The 20,649-nt window shown below is 68.1% G+C and carries 16 protein-coding genes; 10 read left to right on the top strand and 6 right to left on the bottom strand.

Annotated elements, in window-relative coordinates; all coding sequences use genetic code 11:
* The first annotated feature begins 37 nt into the window (after positions 1–37).
* The 7 genes from Q7J44_RS08065 (at position 38) to Q7J44_RS08095 (ending at position 7,402) form a co-directional block, all read left to right on the top strand.
* The gene (locus Q7J44_RS08065) at positions 38–892 is read left to right on the top strand and encodes a hypothetical protein (protein ID WP_304878736.1); all 855 of its coding nucleotides are present in this window, start codon (positions 38–40) and stop codon (positions 890–892) included.
* On the top strand, positions 889–2,154 hold the full coding sequence (locus Q7J44_RS08070) for a glycosyltransferase WbuB (RefSeq protein WP_304878737.1): 1,266 nt from the start codon (positions 889–891) through the stop codon (positions 2,152–2,154). The genes Q7J44_RS08065 and Q7J44_RS08070 overlap by 4 nt, the downstream gene beginning before the upstream one ends.
* Positions 2,155–2,187: 33 nt before the next feature.
* The gene (locus Q7J44_RS08075) at positions 2,188–2,901 is read left to right on the top strand and encodes a polysaccharide biosynthesis/export family protein (protein WP_304878739.1); all 714 of its coding nucleotides are present in this window, start codon (positions 2,188–2,190) and stop codon (positions 2,899–2,901) included.
* A gap of 14 nt (positions 2,902–2,915) precedes the next feature.
* The gene (locus tag Q7J44_RS08080; RefSeq protein WP_304878741.1) at positions 2,916–5,327 is read left to right on the top strand and encodes a polysaccharide biosynthesis tyrosine autokinase; all 2,412 of its coding nucleotides are present in this window, start codon (positions 2,916–2,918) and stop codon (positions 5,325–5,327) included.
* The gene (locus Q7J44_RS08085) at positions 5,324–5,803 is read left to right on the top strand and encodes a DnaJ domain-containing protein (RefSeq protein ID WP_304878743.1); all 480 of its coding nucleotides are present in this window, start codon (positions 5,324–5,326) and stop codon (positions 5,801–5,803) included. Before Q7J44_RS08080 ends, Q7J44_RS08085 begins: the two co-directional genes overlap by 4 nt.
* Entirely contained in the window at positions 5,800–6,597 is a 798-nt protein-coding gene (locus Q7J44_RS08090) for a tyrosine-protein phosphatase (RefSeq protein ID WP_304878745.1), read from the top strand. The genes Q7J44_RS08085 and Q7J44_RS08090 overlap by 4 nt, the downstream gene beginning before the upstream one ends.
* Before the next feature lie 172 nt (positions 6,598–6,769).
* Positions 6,770–7,402 carry a phosphatidylcholine/phosphatidylserine synthase gene (locus tag Q7J44_RS08095; RefSeq protein ID WP_304878747.1) on the top strand — a complete coding sequence of 211 codons (633 nt, stop codon included), beginning with the start codon at positions 6,770–6,772 and terminating at the stop codon, positions 7,400–7,402.
* Between the two features lie 131 nt (positions 7,403–7,533).
* Here the strand turns inward: Q7J44_RS08095 and Q7J44_RS08100 are convergent, their stop codons facing one another.
* Both Q7J44_RS08100 and Q7J44_RS08105 read right to left on the bottom strand, forming a co-directional pair.
* On the bottom strand, positions 7,534–7,902 hold the full coding sequence (locus tag Q7J44_RS08100) for a DUF1428 domain-containing protein (protein ID WP_304878749.1): 369 nt from the start codon (positions 7,900–7,902) through the stop codon (positions 7,534–7,536).
* Between the two features lie 153 nt (positions 7,903–8,055).
* The gene (locus Q7J44_RS08105) at positions 8,056–9,231 is read right to left on the bottom strand and encodes a murein transglycosylase A (protein WP_304878750.1); all 1,176 of its coding nucleotides are present in this window, start codon (positions 9,229–9,231) and stop codon (positions 8,056–8,058) included.
* Here Q7J44_RS08105 and Q7J44_RS08110 point away from each other — a divergent pair.
* Positions 9,230–9,391 carry a hypothetical protein gene (locus Q7J44_RS08110; RefSeq protein ID WP_291216031.1) on the top strand — a complete coding sequence of 54 codons (162 nt, stop codon included), beginning with the start codon at positions 9,230–9,232 and terminating at the stop codon, positions 9,389–9,391. The two genes, Q7J44_RS08105 and Q7J44_RS08110, sit on opposite strands and share 2 nt — an antisense overlap.
* 16 nt (positions 9,392–9,407) lie before the next feature.
* On the opposite strand, the gene Q7J44_RS08115 is transcribed toward Q7J44_RS08110, so the two are convergent.
* The 4 genes from Q7J44_RS08115 to Q7J44_RS08130 are packed head-to-tail and all read right to left on the bottom strand — an operon-like array spanning position 9,408 to position 17,124.
* On the bottom strand, positions 9,408–10,034 hold the full coding sequence (locus Q7J44_RS08115; RefSeq protein ID WP_291216029.1) for a response regulator transcription factor: 627 nt from the start codon (positions 10,032–10,034) through the stop codon (positions 9,408–9,410).
* Positions 10,031–12,082, bottom strand: a complete 2,052-nt coding sequence (locus tag Q7J44_RS08120; protein ID WP_304878753.1) for a nitrogen regulation protein NR(II) — start codon at positions 12,080–12,082, stop codon at positions 10,031–10,033. Before Q7J44_RS08120 ends, Q7J44_RS08115 begins: the two co-directional genes overlap by 4 nt.
* Before the next feature lie 17 nt (positions 12,083–12,099).
* Positions 12,100–12,942 (bottom strand): carbon-nitrogen hydrolase family protein, encoded by an 843-nt coding sequence (locus tag Q7J44_RS08125; protein ID WP_304878755.1) that lies wholly within the window; start codon positions 12,940–12,942, stop codon positions 12,100–12,102.
* A gap of 51 nt (positions 12,943–12,993) precedes the next feature.
* Complete coding sequence (locus Q7J44_RS08130; RefSeq protein ID WP_304878758.1) at positions 12,994–17,124, bottom strand: YhdP family protein; 4,131 nt, start codon at positions 17,122–17,124, stop codon at positions 12,994–12,996.
* A gap of 167 nt (positions 17,125–17,291) precedes the next feature.
* On the opposite strand from Q7J44_RS08130, the gene glnE reads away from it, so the two are divergent.
* Together glnE and Q7J44_RS08140 are read left to right on the top strand one after the other, a co-directional pair.
* Positions 17,292–20,033: a bifunctional [glutamate--ammonia ligase]-adenylyl-L-tyrosine phosphorylase/[glutamate--ammonia-ligase] adenylyltransferase gene (glnE, locus tag Q7J44_RS08135; RefSeq protein ID WP_304878760.1), complete on the top strand. Its 2,742-nt coding sequence runs from the start codon at positions 17,292–17,294 to the stop codon at positions 20,031–20,033.
* Positions 20,030–20,632: a rhomboid family intramembrane serine protease gene (locus Q7J44_RS08140; protein ID WP_304878762.1), complete on the top strand. Its 603-nt coding sequence runs from the start codon at positions 20,030–20,032 to the stop codon at positions 20,630–20,632. The genes glnE and Q7J44_RS08140 overlap by 4 nt, the downstream gene beginning before the upstream one ends.
* Positions 20,633–20,649 lie beyond the last annotated feature (17 nt).

The raw sequence follows: 20,649 nt of genomic DNA on the forward strand, positions 1-20,649 counted from the left end.
CAGGACTCACATGCCGACCTCCACACGACTTCCCTTCATGACACTGATGCTGGTGGCCCTTTGCCTGGCCGCGCGTGCCGGGGCGCAGGCCAGCGACCACCTGATCTGCAAAGACGCCGCCACCCCAGCGGGCGCCACACAGGTGGGCGCCTTGCAACCGTTGTTCCGCGATTGCCCCCGGCTCAATGACATCGATTTCACCGGGCGGGCCGACGGGCGCAAGTACTACAGCGGCGTCTACACAGGTCCGCCCAAGGACCGCAGCTTTTACGAACAGGCCGACGACGGCGTGGTGATGCAGCGGGGGGGCGTGCTGGCCACCGTGAAGACCACCTCGTACCCCGGACACTTCCCCTTGCTCAGCGGGGCACGGCCGTTCTACATCGAAGCCCAGGTGTCGACGTCGTCCAACCACCGGGACAACTTTCCGGCGGTGTGGCTCATGCCGATCGAACACAACGCCCGCATGGAAGACGTGTACGAAGGCGACCCCAAGAGTTTCGAGCGCTGGTTCGAGCTCGACATCGACGAAGGCGGCTTCGGACCGGGCGGCCACCACACCGCCATCTCGTGGTCCGGCATCTGGCCCAACTACAAAAAGATCCAGAACCCCAACCCGACATCGAAAGTGCCGCTGGACCGGACGCAGCCCAACGTTTTCGGCGTGTCGTACTCACCCGAGACCCTGACGGTGCGCTGGTGGCTGAACGGCCAGCAGGTGCTGGAAGCGACCCAACCCTTTGTGCCCGAGATCGCGCGGCGGCAGAACTTCTACCTGATCGTCTCGGCGCAAAGCCACAGGAACATCAGCCACTACCAGATGAAGCTGCTGGGCGTGCGTGCCTTCGTGGGCGACGCCGTGCCAGCACCCAAAGCCAAGGGGCCGCCGTGAAGCTGCTTTTCTACGGCATCAACTTCGCCCCCGAGCTCACCGGCATCGGCAAGTACACCGGCGAGATGGCGCAGTGGCTGGCCCGCGCGGGGCACGAGGTGCGCGTCATCACCGCACCGCCCTACTACCCGGCCTGGAAGGTGAGCACCGGCCACAGCGCCAGCGCGTACCGCACCGAGACGTGGCAAGGTGTTCGGGTGATGCGCACGCCGCTGTGGGTACCGGCGCAGCCGGGCGGCCTCAAGCGCCTGCTGCACCTGGCCAGCTTTGCGCTGAGCAGCCTGCCGGTGTTGTGGGCGCAGTGGCGCTGGAAGCCCGACGTGGTGTGGGTGGTGGAGCCCGCCCTGATGTGTGCGCCGGCGGCGGCGGCATTTGCTTCCCTGCGGGGCGCCCGCAGTTGGCTGCACATTCAGGACTACGAGGTGGACGCCGCGTTCGACCTGGGCCTGATCAAGGGCCCTGCGCTGCGCCACTGGGTGCAGCGGGCCGAGCGCTGGCTGATGCGCCGCTTCGACCGCGTGTCCACCATCTCCGGCCGCATGGTGGACCGCGCCCGGACCAAGGGCGTGGCGCCCTCGCAGGTGGTGCATTTCCCGAACTGGGTGGACATCAGTGGCATCACCCCGCTGGCAGCACCCAGCACCTACCGCGCCGAGCTGGGCCTGGCGCCCGACGCCGTGGTGGCCCTGTACTCCGGCAACATGGGCAACAAGCAGGGGCTGGACATCCTCGCCGACGTGGCACGCCTGCTGCAGGACGAGCCGCGCATCCAGTTCGTATTGGGCGGCAACGGCTCGGGGCGGGCCGACCTGCAGGCGCGCTGCGCGGGTCTGAACAACGTGCGCTTTCTGGACCTGCAACCGCTGGAGCGGCTGAACGACTGGCTGGGCCTGGCCGATGTGCACCTGCTGCCCCAGCGGGCCGATGCGGCCGACCTGGTGATGCCCTCCAAGCTCACCGGCATGCTGGCCAGCGGCCGCGCCGTGCTGGCCACCGCCTTGCCTCACACCGAGTTGTGCCGGGTGGTGGAGCACGACGCCGTGTGTGGCGTTGTGGTGCCGCCTGAGAACCCGGTCGCCATGGCCCACGCGCTGCGTGCGCTGGCCTCGGACCCGACCCGCCGCGCCACGCTCGGCGCCAACGGCCGCCGCCACGCCGAAGCCGAGATGAGCCAGGACGTGATCCTGCGCCGGTTCGAAACCCAGTTGCGCGAGCTCGTGCAATCCCAAGGAGCGCTGCATGACCGCCCCGCTCCGCAATGAACATAGGCCGATGTGCCTGAAAGGAGACGCACCATGCGCCATCACCACTTCCTGACGTTCAAGCACTGGGCCATGGGCGTGCTCGCCGTGGCAGCGGCCCTGCCGCTGCTGGCGCAGACGCCCACGGCCACCGATGCCGTGAGCGTCATCGAGTCGCCGAACGCGCCCATCAGCGCCCCGTCCACCGCTGGCACCGACTACCGCATGTCGTCCAACGACCTGATGGAGTTCGACGTGTTCGGCGTGCCCGACATGAAGCGCGATGTGCGCGTGAACGCGTCGGGCGAGATCACGCTGCCACTCATTGGCCAGGTGAAGGTGGCGGGCCTCACGGCACAGGCCGCAGAACAACTGATCGCTGCGAAGTACGAGGAGAAGTACCTGCGCGACCCGCAGGTCTCGCTCTTCATCAAGGAGTTCACCACGCAGCGCGTCGCAATTGAAGGTGCAGTGATCCGCCCGGGCATCTACCCCATGACGGGCCAGCTCACGCTGCTGCGCGCATTGGCCCTCTCGGGCGGCTTCGCACCCTACGCCGACATCAACCAGATCGTGGTGTACCGCAGCGGCACAGGCGGTGCGCGCGAACAGGCCACCTACGACCTCGACAAGGTGCGATCGGGCCAGGAAATGGACCCGGACATCCGCTCGGACGACGTGATCGTGGTCCAGCGCAACGCCCGGCGGACAGCGCTGCGGGACTCGCTCTTCGGCGACATCCTGAGCACGCTCAACCCCTTCAAGTAACAGGGCTGCACACCATGGCTTACACCGACCAACACCCATCGCCCGCCGTTCCCGGCCCCAGGGGCGCGCTGGCCCTGCGCCGCGAGGGCGCCCTGTCCGACCACCTGCTGGCCCGGGGCGAACCCGAATCGATCACCGACGACCGCATCGACCTCAAGTCGCTCTGGCGGGCCGGGGTCAAACACAAATGGACCATCGTGGGCATCGCTGCCCTGTGCACCGTGGCGGCCGTGCTGTACACGCTGCGCATCGCGCCGCTCTACCAGAGCGCGGCCCTGCTGCAGATCGACCGCGTGGCGCAAAAGGTGGTGGGCTTCAACGCCGAGGTCGAGCTGGACGAGGGCCCCGCATCCGATCAACTGCAGTTGCGCACACAAATCGAATTGCTCAAGAGCCGCAGCCTGGCCGAGCGGGTGATCGACGAAATCGGCCTGTACAAGCCGGACGCACCGCCCGCTGCGCCCGACCCGGCTGGCGATGTCGATGCCTTGTCGACAGGCTCGGAGCCGGTCGACAAGGCATTGGCCTGGGCCGTCCAAGGGTGGGGCCAGCTGCGCGCGCTGGTGGCCCCACCACCCGAGGACAGTGGCCCGATCAGCCGGGCCGCGGCCGTGGCGCAGTTCAAACAAGCGATCACGGTGGAGCCCATCCGCAACTCGCGCCTAGTCGAGGTACAGGTGCTCAACGCCGACCCGGAGCTGGCCGCCCACATTGCCAACACCATGGCCAAGGCCTTCATCGCCACCAACATCGAGCGCAAGCTGCACTCGTCGATTTACGCGCGCGAATTTCTGGAAGAGCAGATCCGCCAGACCAAGACCAAGCTCGAAGAGAGCGAGCGCGTCATCAACACCTACGCGAAGAAGAACGAGATCCTGAACCTGGGCGACAAGGGCAGTGCGGCCACCCAGACCTTCGTGGACTTCTCCGCTGCGCTGGCCAAGGCGGAGCAGGACCGCATCAAGGCCGAGACGCAATACAACCAGGTGCGGCTCAACCCCGAGAGCGCGCCGCAGGCGGTGGTCAACGAGGCCATTCGGGCCTACAAGGAACAGCGCGCGCGACTGGAAGCCGAGTACGCCAAGAACCTGGCCATCTACAAGCCGGACTACCCCACCATGGTGCAGGCGCGGGCCCAGATCGCCGATCTGGAAGCGCGCATCAAGACCGAGGTGAACACCATCCTGGCCAGCATCCAGGGGCAGTACATCGCGGCCCGAAGAACCGAAGAACAGCTCAAGGCCAAGGTGTCCAGCAGCCGCAGCGAGGTGCTCAATGTGCAGGACCGCAGCGTGGACATGAACCTGTTGAGCCGTGAGCTCGACACCAACCGGCAGGTGTACGACAGCCTGCTGCAGCGGCTCAAAGAGGTGAGCGTGACCGCGGGCATCACCACCAACAACGTGAGCATCGTGGACGAGGCGTCGGTGCCGCTGTTCCCGGCCAGTCCCAACCTGAAGATCAATGTCGGCCTGGGCATGATGCTGGGTCTGTTCCTGGGCTTGCTCGCGGCCTTGCTGCGCGAGCAGCTGGACGATTCGGTGAAACACGCCAACGAGATCGAAGGCCTGTACCGCCTGCCCCTGTTGGGCCTGATTCCGTTCACCAAGCCCGAGAAGGGCCGCAATGAACCCGTGGCCCTGCTGGCCCACCGCGAACCGCGCAGCGGCTTTGCCGAGTCGTACCGCTCCATGCGCACGGCGCTGCAGTTCAGCACGACCGAGGGTGCCCCGCAGCGCTTCATGGTGACGAGCTGCGGCAAGGGCGAGGGCAAGACGACCACCGCACTCGCGCTGGCCATCAACTTCGCCCAGCTGGGTCAGAAGGTCTTGCTGATCGATGCCGACATGCGCAAGGGCTGGGTGCACTTGATGCTCAACATGTCCAACGAGCGCGGCCTCTCGAACCTGCTGAGCGGGGACCGCAACACCGACGGGCTGATCCGGGACACGGCGGTCACCAACCTCGCCGTGATAACGGCGGGCCCCGTGCCACCCGACCCGGTGGAACTGCTGATGGGCCCCCGGCTGGGCATGCTGCTGGAGAAAGCGCAGGCCATGGGCTACCACCAGATCGTGATCGACGGGCCGCCGCTGCTGGGCATTGCCGATGCGATCGTGCTGGGCAACCAGATCCAGAACATCGTGTTTGCCGTGAAGGCGGGCGGCACGCGCAAGGACAGCATCAAGGACGCCCTGCGCCGCCTGCGCAACGCGGGCCTGGCACCCATGGGCATGGTGCTCACGCACGCGCGCAACGAGCACACCAGTGACTACGCCTACGCGGCCTACTACGGCGATGGCTACAACGACCGCCAGACGCCGCGCGCCGCCCGGGCCAACCCGGTGCCCACCGCGAACACCCCACCCGTGCCGCTGCCGGCGGGCAGCCGCATCGAGCCCACGCTGGATCCGTCGTCCGCATGACCCCGCCCGACTGGCGTAGCGTGCTGCCCCGGCTGATGGCCTTCGAACGATCACCCGGGCTCTACCGCGTGGTGCTGCGCGAGCCGCGTCCGCTGTTCGAGCACATCGGCGGCGTGATGCTGCTGGCCACCGGGCGCCCGGTGGCCAGCCTGCCTGAGGCCACCGCCAATGCGCATGAGCTGCGCCGCGCCGCGCGCTTTTTTGTGCGCACGGTGATGCTGCGCCCCGGCTCGGACCCCTTCACGCTGCTGGGCCTGCCCCCGGATTTCGAGTCGGCGCAATTGCGCGAGCACTACCGCCTGATGATCCGCCTCACGCACCCCGACTTTGGCGCCACCGCCGAAGGCTGGCCGGCCGACGCCGCCACGCGGGTCAACCTGGCCCACGACCTGCTCTCGTCGCCCCAGAAGCGCGCCGCCTACGCGGAGGCCATGCACACACACCTGCCAATGCGCCGCCGGCTCATGCGGCCATGATCGATCTGCACAGCCACATCCTGCCGGGCATCGACGACGGTGCGAAGACGCTGGACGAGTCGCTGGCGATGGCGCGCATTGCCGTGGAAGACGGCATCCACACCATGGCCTGCACACCGCACATCTACCCCGGCATGTACATGAACGACGGCCCGGGCATTGCGCAGGCCTGCGCCCGCCTGCAGGCCGAGCTGGACCAGCACGGCATTGCGCTGAAACTGGTGGTGGGGGCCGACGTGCACCTGGTGCCGGGCCTGGTCGATGGGCTCAGGACAGGCCGGGTGCCCACGCTGCACGGCTCGCGCTACTTTTTGCTGGAGCCCTCGCACACCACACCACCGCCACAGCTGGAAGCCTCGGTGTTCGACCTGATCACCGAGGGCTACACACCCATCATCACGCATCCGGAACGGCTGACCTGGGTGGAGAGCCACTACCCGGTGTTCCTGCGGCTGATCGAACAAGGCGCGTGGATGCAGGTGACGGCGGGCGCACTGACCGGCGTGTTCGGCAAGCGCGCCCGGTACTGGGGCGAACGCTTCATCGGCGAAGGCCACACCCACCTGCTGGCCACCGACGCACACTCCACCGGCCGGCGCCTGCCGCGCCTGACCGAAGGGCTGAAGGTGGCGCGCCGCCTGGTGGGCGACCATGAAGCCAGCCGCCTGGTGACCGAGCGGCCGGCGGCGGTGTTGGACAACCTGCCCCCGCAGGGCTTGGGACTGACGCCGAAGCAAGCGGATCGCCCTTCAATGATCAGCACCTGGTTTTCAAGACGGCCTTCGTTGCTCTGAATGAGGACCGCAGACGCGGCTTGCGACAGATGACCGGGCTGGTGCGACCCAACGCAGCTGCCTTGACCACGATGCCTGATGTCGGCCATGTCTTGACCCGTCCCCACGCCGCCGCAGCACTGCTCGGCTTGGCGTTTCCTGTTCAATCACGGCCAACGACGGAGACTCTGACATGACGCCCTCGAACCCCCCGCCACGCCGCTTCACGATGATCCGAGGGTTTCATCTGGCCGACTTCATCACACTGGGCAACGCCGCCTGCGGCGTGTTGTCGGTGTTCCTCGCGATGATGTACATGGCCAGCGGCTCGCTCACGCACTTTCTGCTGTCGGCCGCCATGACACCGCTGGCCTTCGTCTTCGACGTCTTCGACGGCAAGGTGGCGCGCTGGCGCCACCAGCATTCGCCGCTGGGACGCGAGCTCGATTCGCTGGCCGACGTCATCTCCTTCGGCGTTGGTCCGGTAGCGCTGGGCTTTGCCGCGGGGCTGCAGAGCGGTTGGGACATCGTCATCCTGTGCTACTTCGTCTGCTGCGGCGTCAGCCGGTTGGCGCGTTTCAACGTCACGGCCGAACAATTGACCACCGACTCGGGCAAGGTGGCCTACTTTGAAGGCACGCCGATCCCCACCAGCGTGATCCTTACTGCGGTGTTGTCATGGGCCGCCTGGCAGGGTGCGCTGGGAGCGCAACTGTGGGGCGGAGTGTGGCAACTCGGGCCCTGGCAGCTGCACCCTCTGAGCCTGCTGTTCGCGCTGTCGGGCACGGCCATGATCAGCAAGACCCTGCGCATCCCCAAGTTCTGAAAGAGGCGGGCCATCCAACGCTTGATCATGGACATGCCACTGACAATCTCGGCGGCGATACGGAATGCCGCCGACCACCACGGCAAGACCGAGGTGGTGGCGCTCGCGATCGAAGGCGACATCCACACGGGTCACGCCTTCACTTCAACCACCTGTTCGAACCCGCCGAAGATCATGCGTTTGCCGTCGAAGGGCATGGGTGGGTTCCCGGGTGTGGACGGGTCCATGCGCGGGTCTTCCATCATCTTCTTCATGCCGGCGTCGCGCGTGGCCTTGTCCGGCCATTCGATCCACGAAAAGGCCACCGTCTCTTCGGCCGTGGCCTGCACTGCGCGGCGGAAGTCGGTGACTTTGCCGTCGGGGACGTCGTCGCCCCAACCCTCGATCACACGGAGGGCGCCCAGCTCGATGAACATCGTGTCGAAGTGGCGCGCGTGCTCGATGAACTTTTGCTTGTTGGCGGTGGGGACCGCGATCACGAAACCGTCGATGTATGACATGTGTTCACTCCTGTTGGGTTGACCGGTCGGCGCGCCCGCCTGTGGGCGCCCCGTATTCCCTCGACGAACGACGGTACGCCAAATCGACAGGGCCTGCCCGGCAGGAAGACACGCGCTCTGTAGTGCCCACCTGGGCAGCTGATGGCCTCTGCCTCAGCGCGGCACCAGCACCCACATCTGCAGCGGTTGCTTGAGCGCCGCCGCCGTGAGGTAGGCCTCGTCGTCCCAGTCACCCCAACCGGTGAACAGGTCGGCGCGCACCGCGCCCACGATGGCGCCGCCCGTGTCTTGCGCCATCACCAGTTTCTGAACGTTCAGCGTGGGTCCTTGCGAGGCGAGCCAAACGGGGGTGCCGTAGGGAATGCTTTGGGGATCAACCGCGATCGAGCGGCCCGGCGTGAGCGGCACACCTTGCGCACCGCGTGGGCCGAAGCGCGCGTCGAATTCCGACAAGGCTTCTTCGCGGAAGAACACGGTGCGCGGGTTGCTCCACAGCATCTCGTTGAGGCGTTGCGGGTTCTGCGCGGCCCAGGCCTTGATGGACGACCACGAGGCTTCGCGGATCGCGCCCTGGTCGAGCAGCCAGCGGCCCACGCTCTGGTACGGCTGGCCGTTATGCGCGGCGAAGGCCACACGCACCTGACGCGCGCGGCCATCGGCATCCACCAGGTTCAGCCGTCCCGAGCCCTGGATCTGCAGGATCAGCGCGTCGATGGGATCGGCCAGCCAGGCCACGGCGCGGCCCTGCAGCGCAGCCTGCGCTGCAGGCAAGGTGTCGATCTCCTGGCGGCTGTACCAGGGCTGACCATTGCGCAGCCCGGCGGGTGGTGCGTAGAGCGGCGTGCGGTAGGTGGCGGTGGGCACGCGGCTGGCCGCCATGATGGGTTCGTAGTAGCCGGTGAGCAGACCGTCGGGCACGCTGCCGTCCAGCTCGGTCACGCGGTAGGGCTGAAACCGGCGCATCACCCAGGCCTGCTGCTCGGCGGGTGTGCCGATGGCAAGCTGGCGCAGTTCGGCGCAAGCTGGCGCCTGGCCGGGCGCAGGCCGCTCGCAGCCGCGCACCCAGGCGTTCCAGGCCTCAAACAGGCTGTCCTGGCCCCAACCCGGCAGCTCGCTCCAGTTCACCGGCGTCCAGCGGCTCTTGCCCCGCTGGATCGCGGGCGGCAGCGCGCCCGCATCCACTGGCGCTGTGACCACGGCGGGGCCGGGCCGGGCGACGGGTGCGGGAATCTGCACCGGGCCGACCGCGCAGGACACCAAGCTTCCTACAATCACTCCGCTCGCCCCCAACCGCATGAACGTCTGAACAAACCGACCGAACCGATCCATGACCTTGTTGTTGCTTGAAGCGCTCGGCGCGCTGGTGTTGCTGGTGTTCATCGTGTGGTGGACCATGTTTTCAGGGCGCAAGGGTGGTGAACTGCCCGAGGAGGTGGAGCGCCAGAAGCTCGAACAACCTCCGGGCAAAGACAAGCCGGAAGACCGCTGAGGCGAGGCGGGGGCCGTCAAGGCCGCAGGGCATTGGCCAGCTCCACGGCCGACTTGACGCCCATCTTGTCGAACACGCGCGAGCGGTGAACCTCCACCGTGCGCACGCTGATGTTGAGTTGATCGGCCACAAGCTTGTTCGGCAGGCCGGCGATCACGAGGTCCATCACCGCGCGCTCGCGCTCGGTGAGGCTGGCCAGGCGCTGTTGCAGTTCGCGCTGCACGCGGCGCTGGGCCAGCACCTGGGCCGACTGTTCCAGCGCGCGTTCCACTCGGTCGACCAGCGCGTTGTCGGAAAACGGTTTCTCGCAAAAATCAAAGGCCCCACGCTTGACCGCGTCCACCGCAGTGGCCACATCGGCATGGCCCGAGAGAAAGATCACCGGCAAACTCGCGCGCCAGGGCAGGGCCTGCAGCAGTTCGAACGCCGCCAGGCCACTCATGCCGGGCATGCGCACGTCCAGCAACACGCAGCAGGGCGCCATGGGTTCGTGCTGCAGGACGCTGGCGTCGGCCAGAAACGATTCGGCGCTGTCGTAGCCGTCGCTTACCAGCCGGCGCGTGCGCAGCAACCAGGCGAGTGCCTCGCGCACACCCGCGTCGTCATCAACCAGGTAGATCTTGGCGTCGAGGTGCGGGGTCATGAGCGAGATGATAGGTGCGCGGGCAGCGTGAACCGGAACACGGTGCCGCGCGGCTGGTTCGGATCAAAAGTCAGCGCGCCGCCGTGCTGCTCGATCACCGTGCGGCACAGGCTCAGGCCCAGGCCCATGCCTTCGGTGCGCGTGGTGAAGAAGGGTGTGAAGAGCTTGGCCTGCACCTCGGGGCTCAGGCCCAGTCCGTGGTCGCTCACCTCGAAGGTGATCCATGCCTTGTGCTGGTCACCGCCCGGGCGCAAGCCCGAGTGCAGCCGCGTCTGGTGCACCGCGATGCGCAGCACCCGCGCGCCTTGCCCCAGCGCCGGGTCGCCTTGCGGCATGGCCTGCATGCCGTTGCGCGCCAGGTTGAGCAGCACCTGTTCGACCATGGTGCGGTCGCAGTGCACGGCAGGGCAGCCGGGCGCAATGGCGATCTGCAGCTGGATGCCTTGTTTCTTGGCCTGCAACACCAGCAGCGGCTGGATGGCGTCGATCAGATCCCGGGGGCTCACCGCCTCGCGCACCTGCTCGCGCCGCCGCACGAAGTCGGCCACGCTCTTGATGACGCGCCCGGCGCGCTCGGCCTGTTCGCTGATGCGCTTCATGGCCTGCGAGAGGTCGGCCTGCGACAACGACTCCGTGGGGTGCTCCAGCAGGTTCATGGCGCCGCTGGCGTAGCTGGAAATCGCGGCCAGCGGCTGGTTGAGTTCGTGGCTGAGCAGCGAGGCCATCTCGCCCACCGTGGCCAGGCGGGCGGTGGCCTGCAGCCGCTCTTGCGAGGTGCGGTTGAGGTCTTCCACGCGGCGCTGCTCGGTCAGGTCGAGGATGGCGCTCATGAAGCCGGTCTGTTTGCCCTGCGCGTCGATCAGCGGTGCTTCGATGATGAGTACCGGAAAACGTGTGCCGTCGCTGCGCTGGAACACCGACTCATAACCTTCGCGCGGGAGCGTCTGCCCGGCCAGTCGCACCAGCTGGCGCTGCTGGTATTCGTCCACCAGCTCGGGTGGCCACCAGGGCGCAGGCAAGCCGGTGCCGATGAGTTGTTCAGCGCTCAGCCCGACCATGTCGCAGAACGCAGGGTTCACATAGGTGATGCGCCCCGTCATGTCGCGCGCGCGCAGGCCGGTCACGAGCGAGTCTTCCATGGCCTTGCGAAACGCCAGCGCATCGGCCACGCCGAGCTCGGCGCGCTGGCGCAGGCGCGTGTCGCGCGCTAGCAGGGCGAGCACCGCGAGCAAGGCCAGCGAGAGCGCACTGATCACGGCGGTGAGCACATTGGGAAACAGTCCGTCCACCAGCCGCGGGCTCTGCATCTGCAGGATCAGCGTGTGCCCGGGCAACTCCAGCACGGCACTGGCATTCAGGGTGCGCCGCGTGCCGGGCACCATGCGGTGCAGCGCCAGCCGGGTGCCGTCGGCGTCGTTGAACGACAGGCCGCGGCTGCGCAAGGCGTCGGGCTGGGAAAACTCGGACAGGATGCCGGGCAAGGAGTAGGTGGCCACCAGAAAACCGTTGGGCACGCCCGAACGCACCACCGGCATGCACATCTCCATGAGCTCCATGCCCAGGCCGTCGCGCATGGGCCAGAAGTAGCTGGACGAATAGGCCGGGCCCGACTGGCGCTGGGCGTTGTCGCAGGCCAGCTTCACGTCGGCCACGGCGCGCGTGCGGTCGAGGTAGGCGAACACGTCGCTGAGGTAGGGCGTGTCGCGGTGGCTGATGAGGCGCTGCGTGTTGTCGCGCCACTCCAGGCGCATCAGCTCGCGGTGCTGTGCCAGCAGTTCGGCGGCGGGCGCATTCCAGCTGTCGGCGGTGGGGGAGACGCTGTTGAGCGACTGCAGCGTCTGCACATTGCGCAACAGCTCGTTGCGGATGTCGCTCACCACCGCCGCGGCCTCCTGCTCCAGCGCTTGCTGGTCGCGGGCTTCTTCGTATTCGCGCGCGAGGAACACCAGCACCACCAGCAATGCCAGAACCAGCAACACCAGGGCAGCCCACAGACCCCAGCGGCGCGAACCGGGGTCGTTGCGCTCGGCGCCCGGGCCTTCGCTCACTGGAGTACCTTCGCGGTTCAAAGGCGACGGTGTTGCAGCGAAGGCAGTTGCTCGCGCACGCTGCGCAGCTGCTCGAAGTCCAGCTCGGCCATGACCACGCCCGGGCCTTCGGCCTGCATGGCCATCACACCGCCCCAGGGGTCGATCACCATGGTCTGGCCCCAGGTGCGCCGGCCGTTTTCGTGCACGCCACCCTGCGCGCTGGCGATCACGAAGGCCTGGTTCTCGATGGCCCGCGCGCGCAACAGCACTTCCCAATGCGCCTGACCGGTGGTGTGGGTGAAGGCCGAAGGCACCAGCAGCACATCGGCCGCGAGCATGCGGTAGAGCTCGCCGAAGCGCAGGTCGTAACACACGCTCTGGCCCACGCGCCAGGCCTGGCCGCCGGCGTCGCGGCACTCGAACACGGTGGGCGTTTCGCCGGCACGCAACACGGCCGCTTCGTCGTAGCGCTCGCGGCCGTTGTCGTATCGGAAGAGGTGGATCTTGTCGTAGCGGCTCGCGCATTCACCCCGCGGGTTGTAGGCCAGCGACGCGTTGGCAGCGTGCGTGGGGTCGTCGGTGGCCATGGGCAGCGTGCCGCCCACGATCCACATCTTGAGGTCGCGTGCGCAGTCCGACAGAAAGTCCTGCACCTTGCCCAGGCCCGGCGTCTCGGCCAGCACCAGCTTGTCTTCGTCGCGCGCACCCATGAAGCAGAAGTACTCGGGCAGCACCGCGAGTTCAGCGCCCGCGTTGGCGGCCTGGCGCAACAGCCGCAAGGCCTCGCTGAGGTTGTTGTCCAGGCTGATGCCCGAAACCATCTGGATCGCAGCGACCTTCATGCGGCCGGGAACGGGGGGTTGGTGAGGCATGGTCATGGGCGTCTTTCGGTGGGCCGGGGCGCGCGCGGGGCGCTCGGGAGGGTCAGCTTACTGCAGTGCCCCGGCGGGGGCGCGGGCGGGCGCGGCGGGTGGCGTTCGGTCCACCTTGGTCACTTGTGGATCGGCCCAGCTGCCGCTGACGCGAAACTCCTGCGTGCCGGCGCTTTGCAGCGGCTGGCGCAGCAGGAACTGGGCAAGGAAACTGCCCAGGCCGATGGCCGGGTTGATGGCGGTGGCGATCAGCGACGCCGTGCCCGCGTTGATCTCCGGGACCACCACCACCTTCAGGTCTTGCTGCTCACGCGCCAGGTCGGCCGTGCCTTCCATCAGCACCGCGGCGTTCACGCCCTTCATCTGCAGGTTGTTGGTGAACAGCACGCCTTGTTCGATGCGCGCATCGCCGCGCACGAAGTCGAACGCGAAGCCGTCGGAGAACACATCGCGAAAATCCAGCGCCAGGCGCCGAGGCAAGGCCTGCAGGCTGAGCACGCCCAGCAGCCGGCCGGCACCGGGCTCGACCTTGAGGAACTGGCCGCGCTCGAAGTCGGCCTGCAGCTGTCCCGAGAGCGTGGGGTAGTCGGGCGCCAAGGGCGAGCCGATCCAGCCCACGCTGCCTTCGATGCGGCCCTTGCCGCCACGCACCAGGCCCGGGCGGTTGAAGCGCGTGAGCAGGGCGCCGGAGTCGTCCACATCGAGACGGAAGCTCAGCGCGGTGCGCCGCTGCTCGCCCGCCGATGCGCCGGCGGCGCCGGAGAGCGGCGCCCAGTTGCCGGTGGCGCTGAGACGCGCTTCGGGCACGGCGAGCCGGAACTTGGTCAGCCGCCATTCGCCCGCCCGGGTGGGCCCGCCGCGGTTGACCGCCTCCACCTCCACACGACCCAGGCGCCGCCCGCCAAATTCCAGTTCTTCCACCGCAATGTCGAGTGCGGGCACGCTGGTGGGCTGGCTCAGCAGCTGCTCCACCTCGGTGGCCGCCGTGGGCTCCAGCTTCAGGCGCGCGAGCCGGGCAAACACACTGCCCGCCGTGTTGGGCCCGGCCTGGCGCACCTCCACATAACCGTTGAGTTCGTCGGCGGTCACGTTGGCGCGCCACTGCGTGCCCTCGCGCGAGCCGCCCACCACCACCCGGTTGAAGCTGCGGCCTTCCAGCGTCAACCGGTTGGTGCGCAGCGCCAGCGTGGTGGGCAGGTAGGCGAGTTCGGCGTCCTGGTCGATCGCGCTCAACGTGGCAGCCGTGGGCACGCGCACACCGGCTCGGCCGGCCAGCTGCGACCAGGCATCGAGGTCGAGCTGATCGAGTCGCAGGTTGCCCACCACACCGGTGGCGGGCATGGGAGCAGCATCACCGCCCTCCAGCCCCACCGCCACGCTGCCACGCAACACACGCGGCACCGCTTCGGTGATGTCGCGTTCGTAGCGCAGCGAGACCAGCGGCGCCAGCGCAGACCCCAGCTCCAGCGCCACGCGGTCGGTGGCGGCCACGTCGCCGTCGACGCTGAGCACCGCGGTGTCCACGCGCAGCGGCAGCACCGCGTCGGCCGTTTTGCCCAGTGGAGCGGGCAGGTTCAGCGCCATGCCCTGCAGCGTGCTGACCACCTGCAGCTCGGGCACACCGCCGCGAAAACCCAGCTGTGCGGTGTACGCGGCCGAGCCGGACGCGTTCCGGAACAGGCTGGAGGCAGCGCCCAGTCCCCCGTCACGCAGACCCTCCGCGCTGGCCACGCCCTGGCCGCGGAACTGCAGGCGCGCCACACCTTGCGGGTTGGGGCGCAGGCCCCCTTCAAATTTCATGTCGCCGCCGAACACGCGGGTGTTGCCCCCGAGCACCACAAAGCCCTGCTCGGTGAAGGCCAGCGTGCCGCGGGTGCGCGCCAGCAACGGCGCTGCGGGGTGGAACTTCAGGTCGTTGCCGTCGAACGCCACCGTGCCCGCCACCGTGAAGGCATTCAGGTCAAACAAGGGCAGTTTGAGGGTCATGCCCAGGTCGGCGTTGCCCCCGACCGTGGTCTGTGCCAGCGCCTCACCGGTGAGGGTCTTGAGGGGCGAACTCTGCACAAAACCCAGCATGGCGCTGGCGGGACCCTGGGCACGGGTCCTGACCGTCAGAGTGGTGTCGCGGGCCAGGTCGTCGAGCTCCACCGCGCCATCGCTCAGACGCACACCGGTCGCTCCCACCACGCCCGATGTGCCGCCGGAGATGTTCAGCTTCAGGTGGTCCAGCACCAGCTGCCCCGAGAAGCCCCGCAGACCCGGCCAGGGTGCGGCATCGGCCGGCTGAAAGCTGGTGGGCAGGTAGTCGAAGTCGACCCCGCCGAGCTGGGCCGAGATGCGGAATTCGCTCGGGGCCTCTGCGTTCTTGAAGGGCAGGCGGTCCATGTCGCCCTGGATGCGGAAGTCCACCGTGCTCGCACGGCCCGCGAGCACGGCTTCGCGCACGTAGCGCCGCGCCTCGGCATCCACGGTGAGCGGCAGGTAGCGGTGCACCCGGGTGCCGTCGGCGCGTGTCAGCTGGGCCGTCAGATCGATCACGCCGGGGAAGCGGGACCTGGACGGGCTGGTGGCCGGGTCGCTGGTCTGCCACTTCACCTGGGCAGTGCCCTCGGCGTCGGCGTTGGCCAGGGTCATGTTGTCCAGCTGGGCTTCGATGAGATCGCCCTGCAGCTGCCACGACGCGTCGGCCGCCAGCCGCTGCAGTGGAATGCGCGCCTCTTCAAAGATGTCGGGCAGCTCGATGGAGCCGTCGGCCACGGTGATGCGGGCGCGCCCGCCGCTCTGGTTCAGATCGAAGTCGACCGTGGCACCGGTGATGCCGGGTCGGCCCGGCAACGGGAAGCGGCCACTCAAGGACATCTGGCCACTGGGCTCACCCGCCAGCGCAAGGTCCTGCACACGGCCACGCGCCTGGTAGCTGCCCTGCGTCCAGTCGATGGCGCCCTCCACCGCATCGGCCGATGCCGTGGCAGGGCCTTGCCAGCGGGCGGTGAAACCGTCCATGCGGCCGGCGGGCTGCAGCCGCTGCAGCCAGCTGCGGACCACTGCGGGCAGCGGCACCCGTTCGGCAATGTCCGCCAGCGCCGCCAGATCGAGTTGTTCGGCGCTCACCTCCACGCTGGGCGCCTGGTTGGTGCTGCGCGCCACATGCTTGACCAGCAGGCGGCCACCGGGCCAGGTTTCGCCCTCGCGCGTGCGAAAGCGCAGGTCCTCCGTGGTCACACCAAACCCTTCGGCGTTCCACTGCACGGCCAGCCGTCCCTGCACGTTCTCCAGCGCCAGCGCTGGCAGCTGCGGGCCGAGCTGCGCTTCGACGTTCTGCAGCGCCAGGTCGGCCGTCACGGCAACCACCTGCCCGCGCTCCACCTGCGCCCAGGCGCGCAGCGCGCCCTCGCCGGTGCGCACCTCCACGCCACGATCGGACAGGTCCACATAGGCGCGCAGCCGGGCCACGTCGACGCGGGCGAAGTCGGCAAAGACCTCGCCGCTCCAGTCGTGCCAGACCGGCTGGCCGCTCGCGCGCTGGCCCAGCGAGAGCAGCGGCTCGCGCAGCTGGCCACGCAGGCTCAGGCGATCACCCCACTCGGGCGGTGGTGTGGCATCGATGCGCCAGTGGTGCGTGCGCGTGGTGTTGCGGCTCACAAAGTCGAGTTCACCCAAGGCCAGTGTGGGTTGGCGACGCTGGTCGTCGGTCCAGCGCACGGTGCCGCGGCGGATCACGAACTCGCGCTGGGCAAAAAACCAGTCGGCCGCCTGGCTGTCGTGGCTGGGCCCGGACATGTCCAGACCGGCCACCTCGATGCGGCCCTGGGCGGTGCGGCGCACGTCGAGGACAGGCGCTTCGATCACCACCTGCTCGAAGCCGCCTCGCCACAGCGACTGCACCGACATGGCGGTGCGCACCAATGGCAACTGCAACGCCACGCGGCCTTGTGCATCGATCAGCTGCACATCGCGCAGCTCGAAGGACGGCATGAGTGTGGGCAGGAAACTGGCGCCGCCGCTACCCGATTCGGCGCGGATTTCGCCGATGCGCACCGGTACCCCGACCGCCTCGGTAGCCCACCTTTCCAGCTCAGGACGCCATTCGCCGATTCGGGGCACAATCGCGCCATTCAAGCCGGCCCAGGTCAGCGCAAAGAGCCCCCAGACCGCCAGCAACAGCCACAACAACAGGCGGCTGACCACGGCAAATGTCTTGAGGGATCTCGAGGCTGTTGCATGTGGTGCAGAGGAGGCACCAGTGGCCGGTAGTTGATGGTTCATGTCCAGCGCAAATTATGACGGCCAGTCATCTCACGGTTTCCAACACGGACGTTGCCCCTTTGTCATCAAATGTGAACGCATTGCCTGAGTTGTCGCTGGCCGATCGCCGCGCCGATCACTCCCGTTTTGTGCAGCGCGTGCGCCGGCGCTATCCCGATGAACTCGCCTGCCTGCCGCCCGGCGAACCGGTGCGGTCCAGCATGCAGGCCTGTCTGGGCACCTTGACGCAGCGCGGCCTGCCCATGCCGGCTGCGTTGCGCGTGCTGCGCCAGCTGGTGCTGGAGCGCCTGGTGGTGCTCGACTGTGAAGAGGGTGCACCGCTGCAGGCGGTCACCCGCGCCGTGACCGAGCTGGCCGAGATCGCGCTCGACGTGGCCTGCGAACTCGCCTGCGCCGAACTCGACGACCTGTTTGGTGCGCCGCAATACACCGACGCACAGGGCCAGACCGCCCGGGCGCAGCTGTGGGTGGTGGGCATGGGAAAGCTCGGCGCGCGTGAACTCAATGTGTCCAGCGACATCGACCTGATCTACGTGTACGACCACGACGGTGAGACCGCCGGCAACGCGCAGGGCCGCAACCGCATCAGCAACCACGAGTACTTCGGCAAGGCCGTCAAGCACATCTACAACACGGTGGGCGAAACCACCGAACACGGCAACGTGTTCCGGGTGGACCTGGCGCTGCGGCCGAACGGCAACTCGGGACCGAGCGCGGTGTCGCTCGGCGCGCTCGAAGAATATTTCCTGGTGCAGGGCCGCGAATGGGAGCGCTTCGCCTGGCTCAAGAGCCGCGTGATCGCACCAGCGGCCTGCGTGGCGGCCGGCGGCGCCAACGCCTTGCGCGGCTCGGTGCTGCCGTTCGTGTTCCGCCGATACCTCGACTACGGCGTATTCGAAGCTCTGCGCACGCTGCACCGCCAGATCCGCGAGCACGCGTCCAAGCGCGCCGCCGGCAACCCCGGCCGCGCCAACGACGTGAAGCTCTCGCGCGGCGGCATCCGCGAGGTGGAGTTCACCGTGCAGCTGCTGCAGGTGGTGCGCGGTGGCCAGTTCCCGGAACTGCGCACCCGACCCACACTCGACGCACTGCCGCGCCTGTGCCGCGCCAGCCTCATGCCGCAAGCTTCAGCCGACGCGCTGGCGGAGGCCTACCGTTTTCTGCGCCGGGTCGAGCACCGCATCCAGTACCTGGACGACCAGCAGACGCATGTGATGCCCACACGCGACGACGACCTGGCCTGGATGGCCGCGACCATGGGTTGCGCCAACGTGTGCGAGTTCCTGCACACGCTCGATGCCCACCGTGAACTGGTGGCGCAGGAGTTCGACACGCTGCTCGGCGGCCCCACCAACGGCGGCTGCAACGGCAAGGGTTGCAACGGCAAAAGCGGCCCGGCCGACGATCTTCAGAGCGTGCTGGCGCAGCTCCCGGAAGCGTTTGCGGCCCGGGTGTCGCAGTGGCGCGAACACCCGCGCGTGCTGGCGCTCAAGGAAGACAGCCGCTTTCGCCTGGTGCGGCTGGTGCAGCGCACCGGCGCCTGGCTCGAAGAGGGCCGAGTGAGCGAAGAAGCCGCGCTGCGCATGGCCGACTGGATCGAACCCATGTTGCGCCGTGACAGTTACCTGGCGCTGCTGCAGGAGCGGCCTTCGGTGCACGAGCGCCTGCTGCGCCTGCTGGGCGCTGCCAAGTGGCCCGCGCGCTACCTGCTGCAACATCCGGGCGTGATCGACGAACTGGCGAGCCAGCAACTGCTCACCGACCGCTTTGATGCGGCGCAGTTCGAGGTCGAACTCGAATCGCGCCGAGTCGCCCTGCGCTCCACCGGCGAAGACGATGAAGAGGCGCTGCTGAATTTGCTGCGCCGCGCCCACCACGCCGAGGTGTTCCGCACCCTTGCGCGTGACCTGGAACAGGTGCTCACGGTCGAGCAGGTGGCCGACGACCTCTCGGCCCTGGCCGACTCGGTGCTGCGCCTGACCGCGCGCTGGTGCTGGGCGCGCCTGAAGAACCGCCACCGCGACGAGCCGGCGTTTGCCATCATTGGCTACGGCAAGCTCGGGGGCAAGGAGCTCGGCTACGGCAGCGATCTGGACATCGTTTTCGTTTATGAAGATGAGCACGAGAACGCCGGCGAAATCTACGCCGCTTTCGTGCGCAAAATGATCAACTGGCTCACGGTGAAAACCGGCGAGGGCGACCTGTTCGAAATCGACACCGCGCTGCGCCCCAACGGCAACTCGGGCCTGCTGGTCACGAGCTTCCAGGCCTACACCAACTACCAGCAGCAGCGCGGCAGCAACACCGCCTGGACGTGGGAGCACCAGGCCATGACACGGGCGCGCTTCGTGCTCGGTGGCGTGTCGCTGGCCGGGCGTTTTGATGCGGTGCGTGAAGACGTGATCACCGCGCTGCGCGACGGCGATTCGCTCGCGCGCGAGATCGTGTCCATGCGCGAGAAGGTGCGCCAGGCACACCCGGTGCGCGGCACCCGGTTTGACGTGAAGCACAGCCCCGGCGGCATGGTCGACGTTGAGTTCGTCATGCAGTACCTGGTGCTGCTGCACTCACGCACCCACCCCGAGCTGCGCGCCAATACCGGCAACATCAACCTGCTGCGCCGCGCCGAGGCGGCGGGCCTGCTGGAGCCCGGCATGGGTGAGGCGGCCGCGCAGGCCTACCGCGAACTGCGCCAGATCCAGCACCGCGCGCGCCTGGACGAAGCCCCGACACAGGTGGACGCCGAGGCGGTGCAGGCCTCGGCAGACGCCGTGCGGGCCTTGTGGCAGCACGTGCTGGGCCCGCACACCGGCGCATCGCGGCCGGCATGACACGCCCGCTGAGCTGGCTGGCGCTGTGCTGTGTGCATGGCGCGGTCAGCGTGGTGGTGTGGTGGTCGGGCGGCCATTGGACCGATGCGCTCATCTGGCACGCCGACACCTGGACACTGCATCCCTGGACCCTGTGGACCAGCGCCTGGGTCCACCTGAATGCTCCGCACCTGATCGGCAACCTGCTGGTGCTGGGCGCCTACCTCACCATTGGCTGGGTCGTGCGGCCCGATGGGCGCTGCACGCTGGCCTGGCTGCTGGCGTGGCCGCTGGTCCAACTCTCCTTGCTGCTGTGGCCCGACGTGCGACAGGTGGTCGGCCTCTCGGGCCTGCTGCACGCCGGCGCGCTGGTGGTGGCGGTGCACCTGGCGCTGGAGCGCCTGCCGATCCAGCGTGCGCGGTTCTGGGGTGTTCTGCTCGCGGTCGCGGTGCTCTCCAAGGTGGCGCTGGAGCAGGCCTGGCAGCGACCCGTGGTGTGGGACAGCACGCACGAACTCTTCGTGGTGCAGGTCGCGCACCTGGCCGGTGTGACCTGGGGCATCCTGCTGGGCCTCTTGACCGCCTGGTGGCCTGCCAAGGCGGACAAGCGCAGCGTCTGAACCGCCCACAAAAAAGC

Origin of the sequence: Pseudotabrizicola sp. (genome assembly GCF_030656345.1) — a bacterium.
In the GTDB taxonomy this organism is placed as follows: domain Bacteria; phylum Pseudomonadota; class Alphaproteobacteria; order Rhodobacterales; family Rhodobacteraceae; genus Pseudotabrizicola.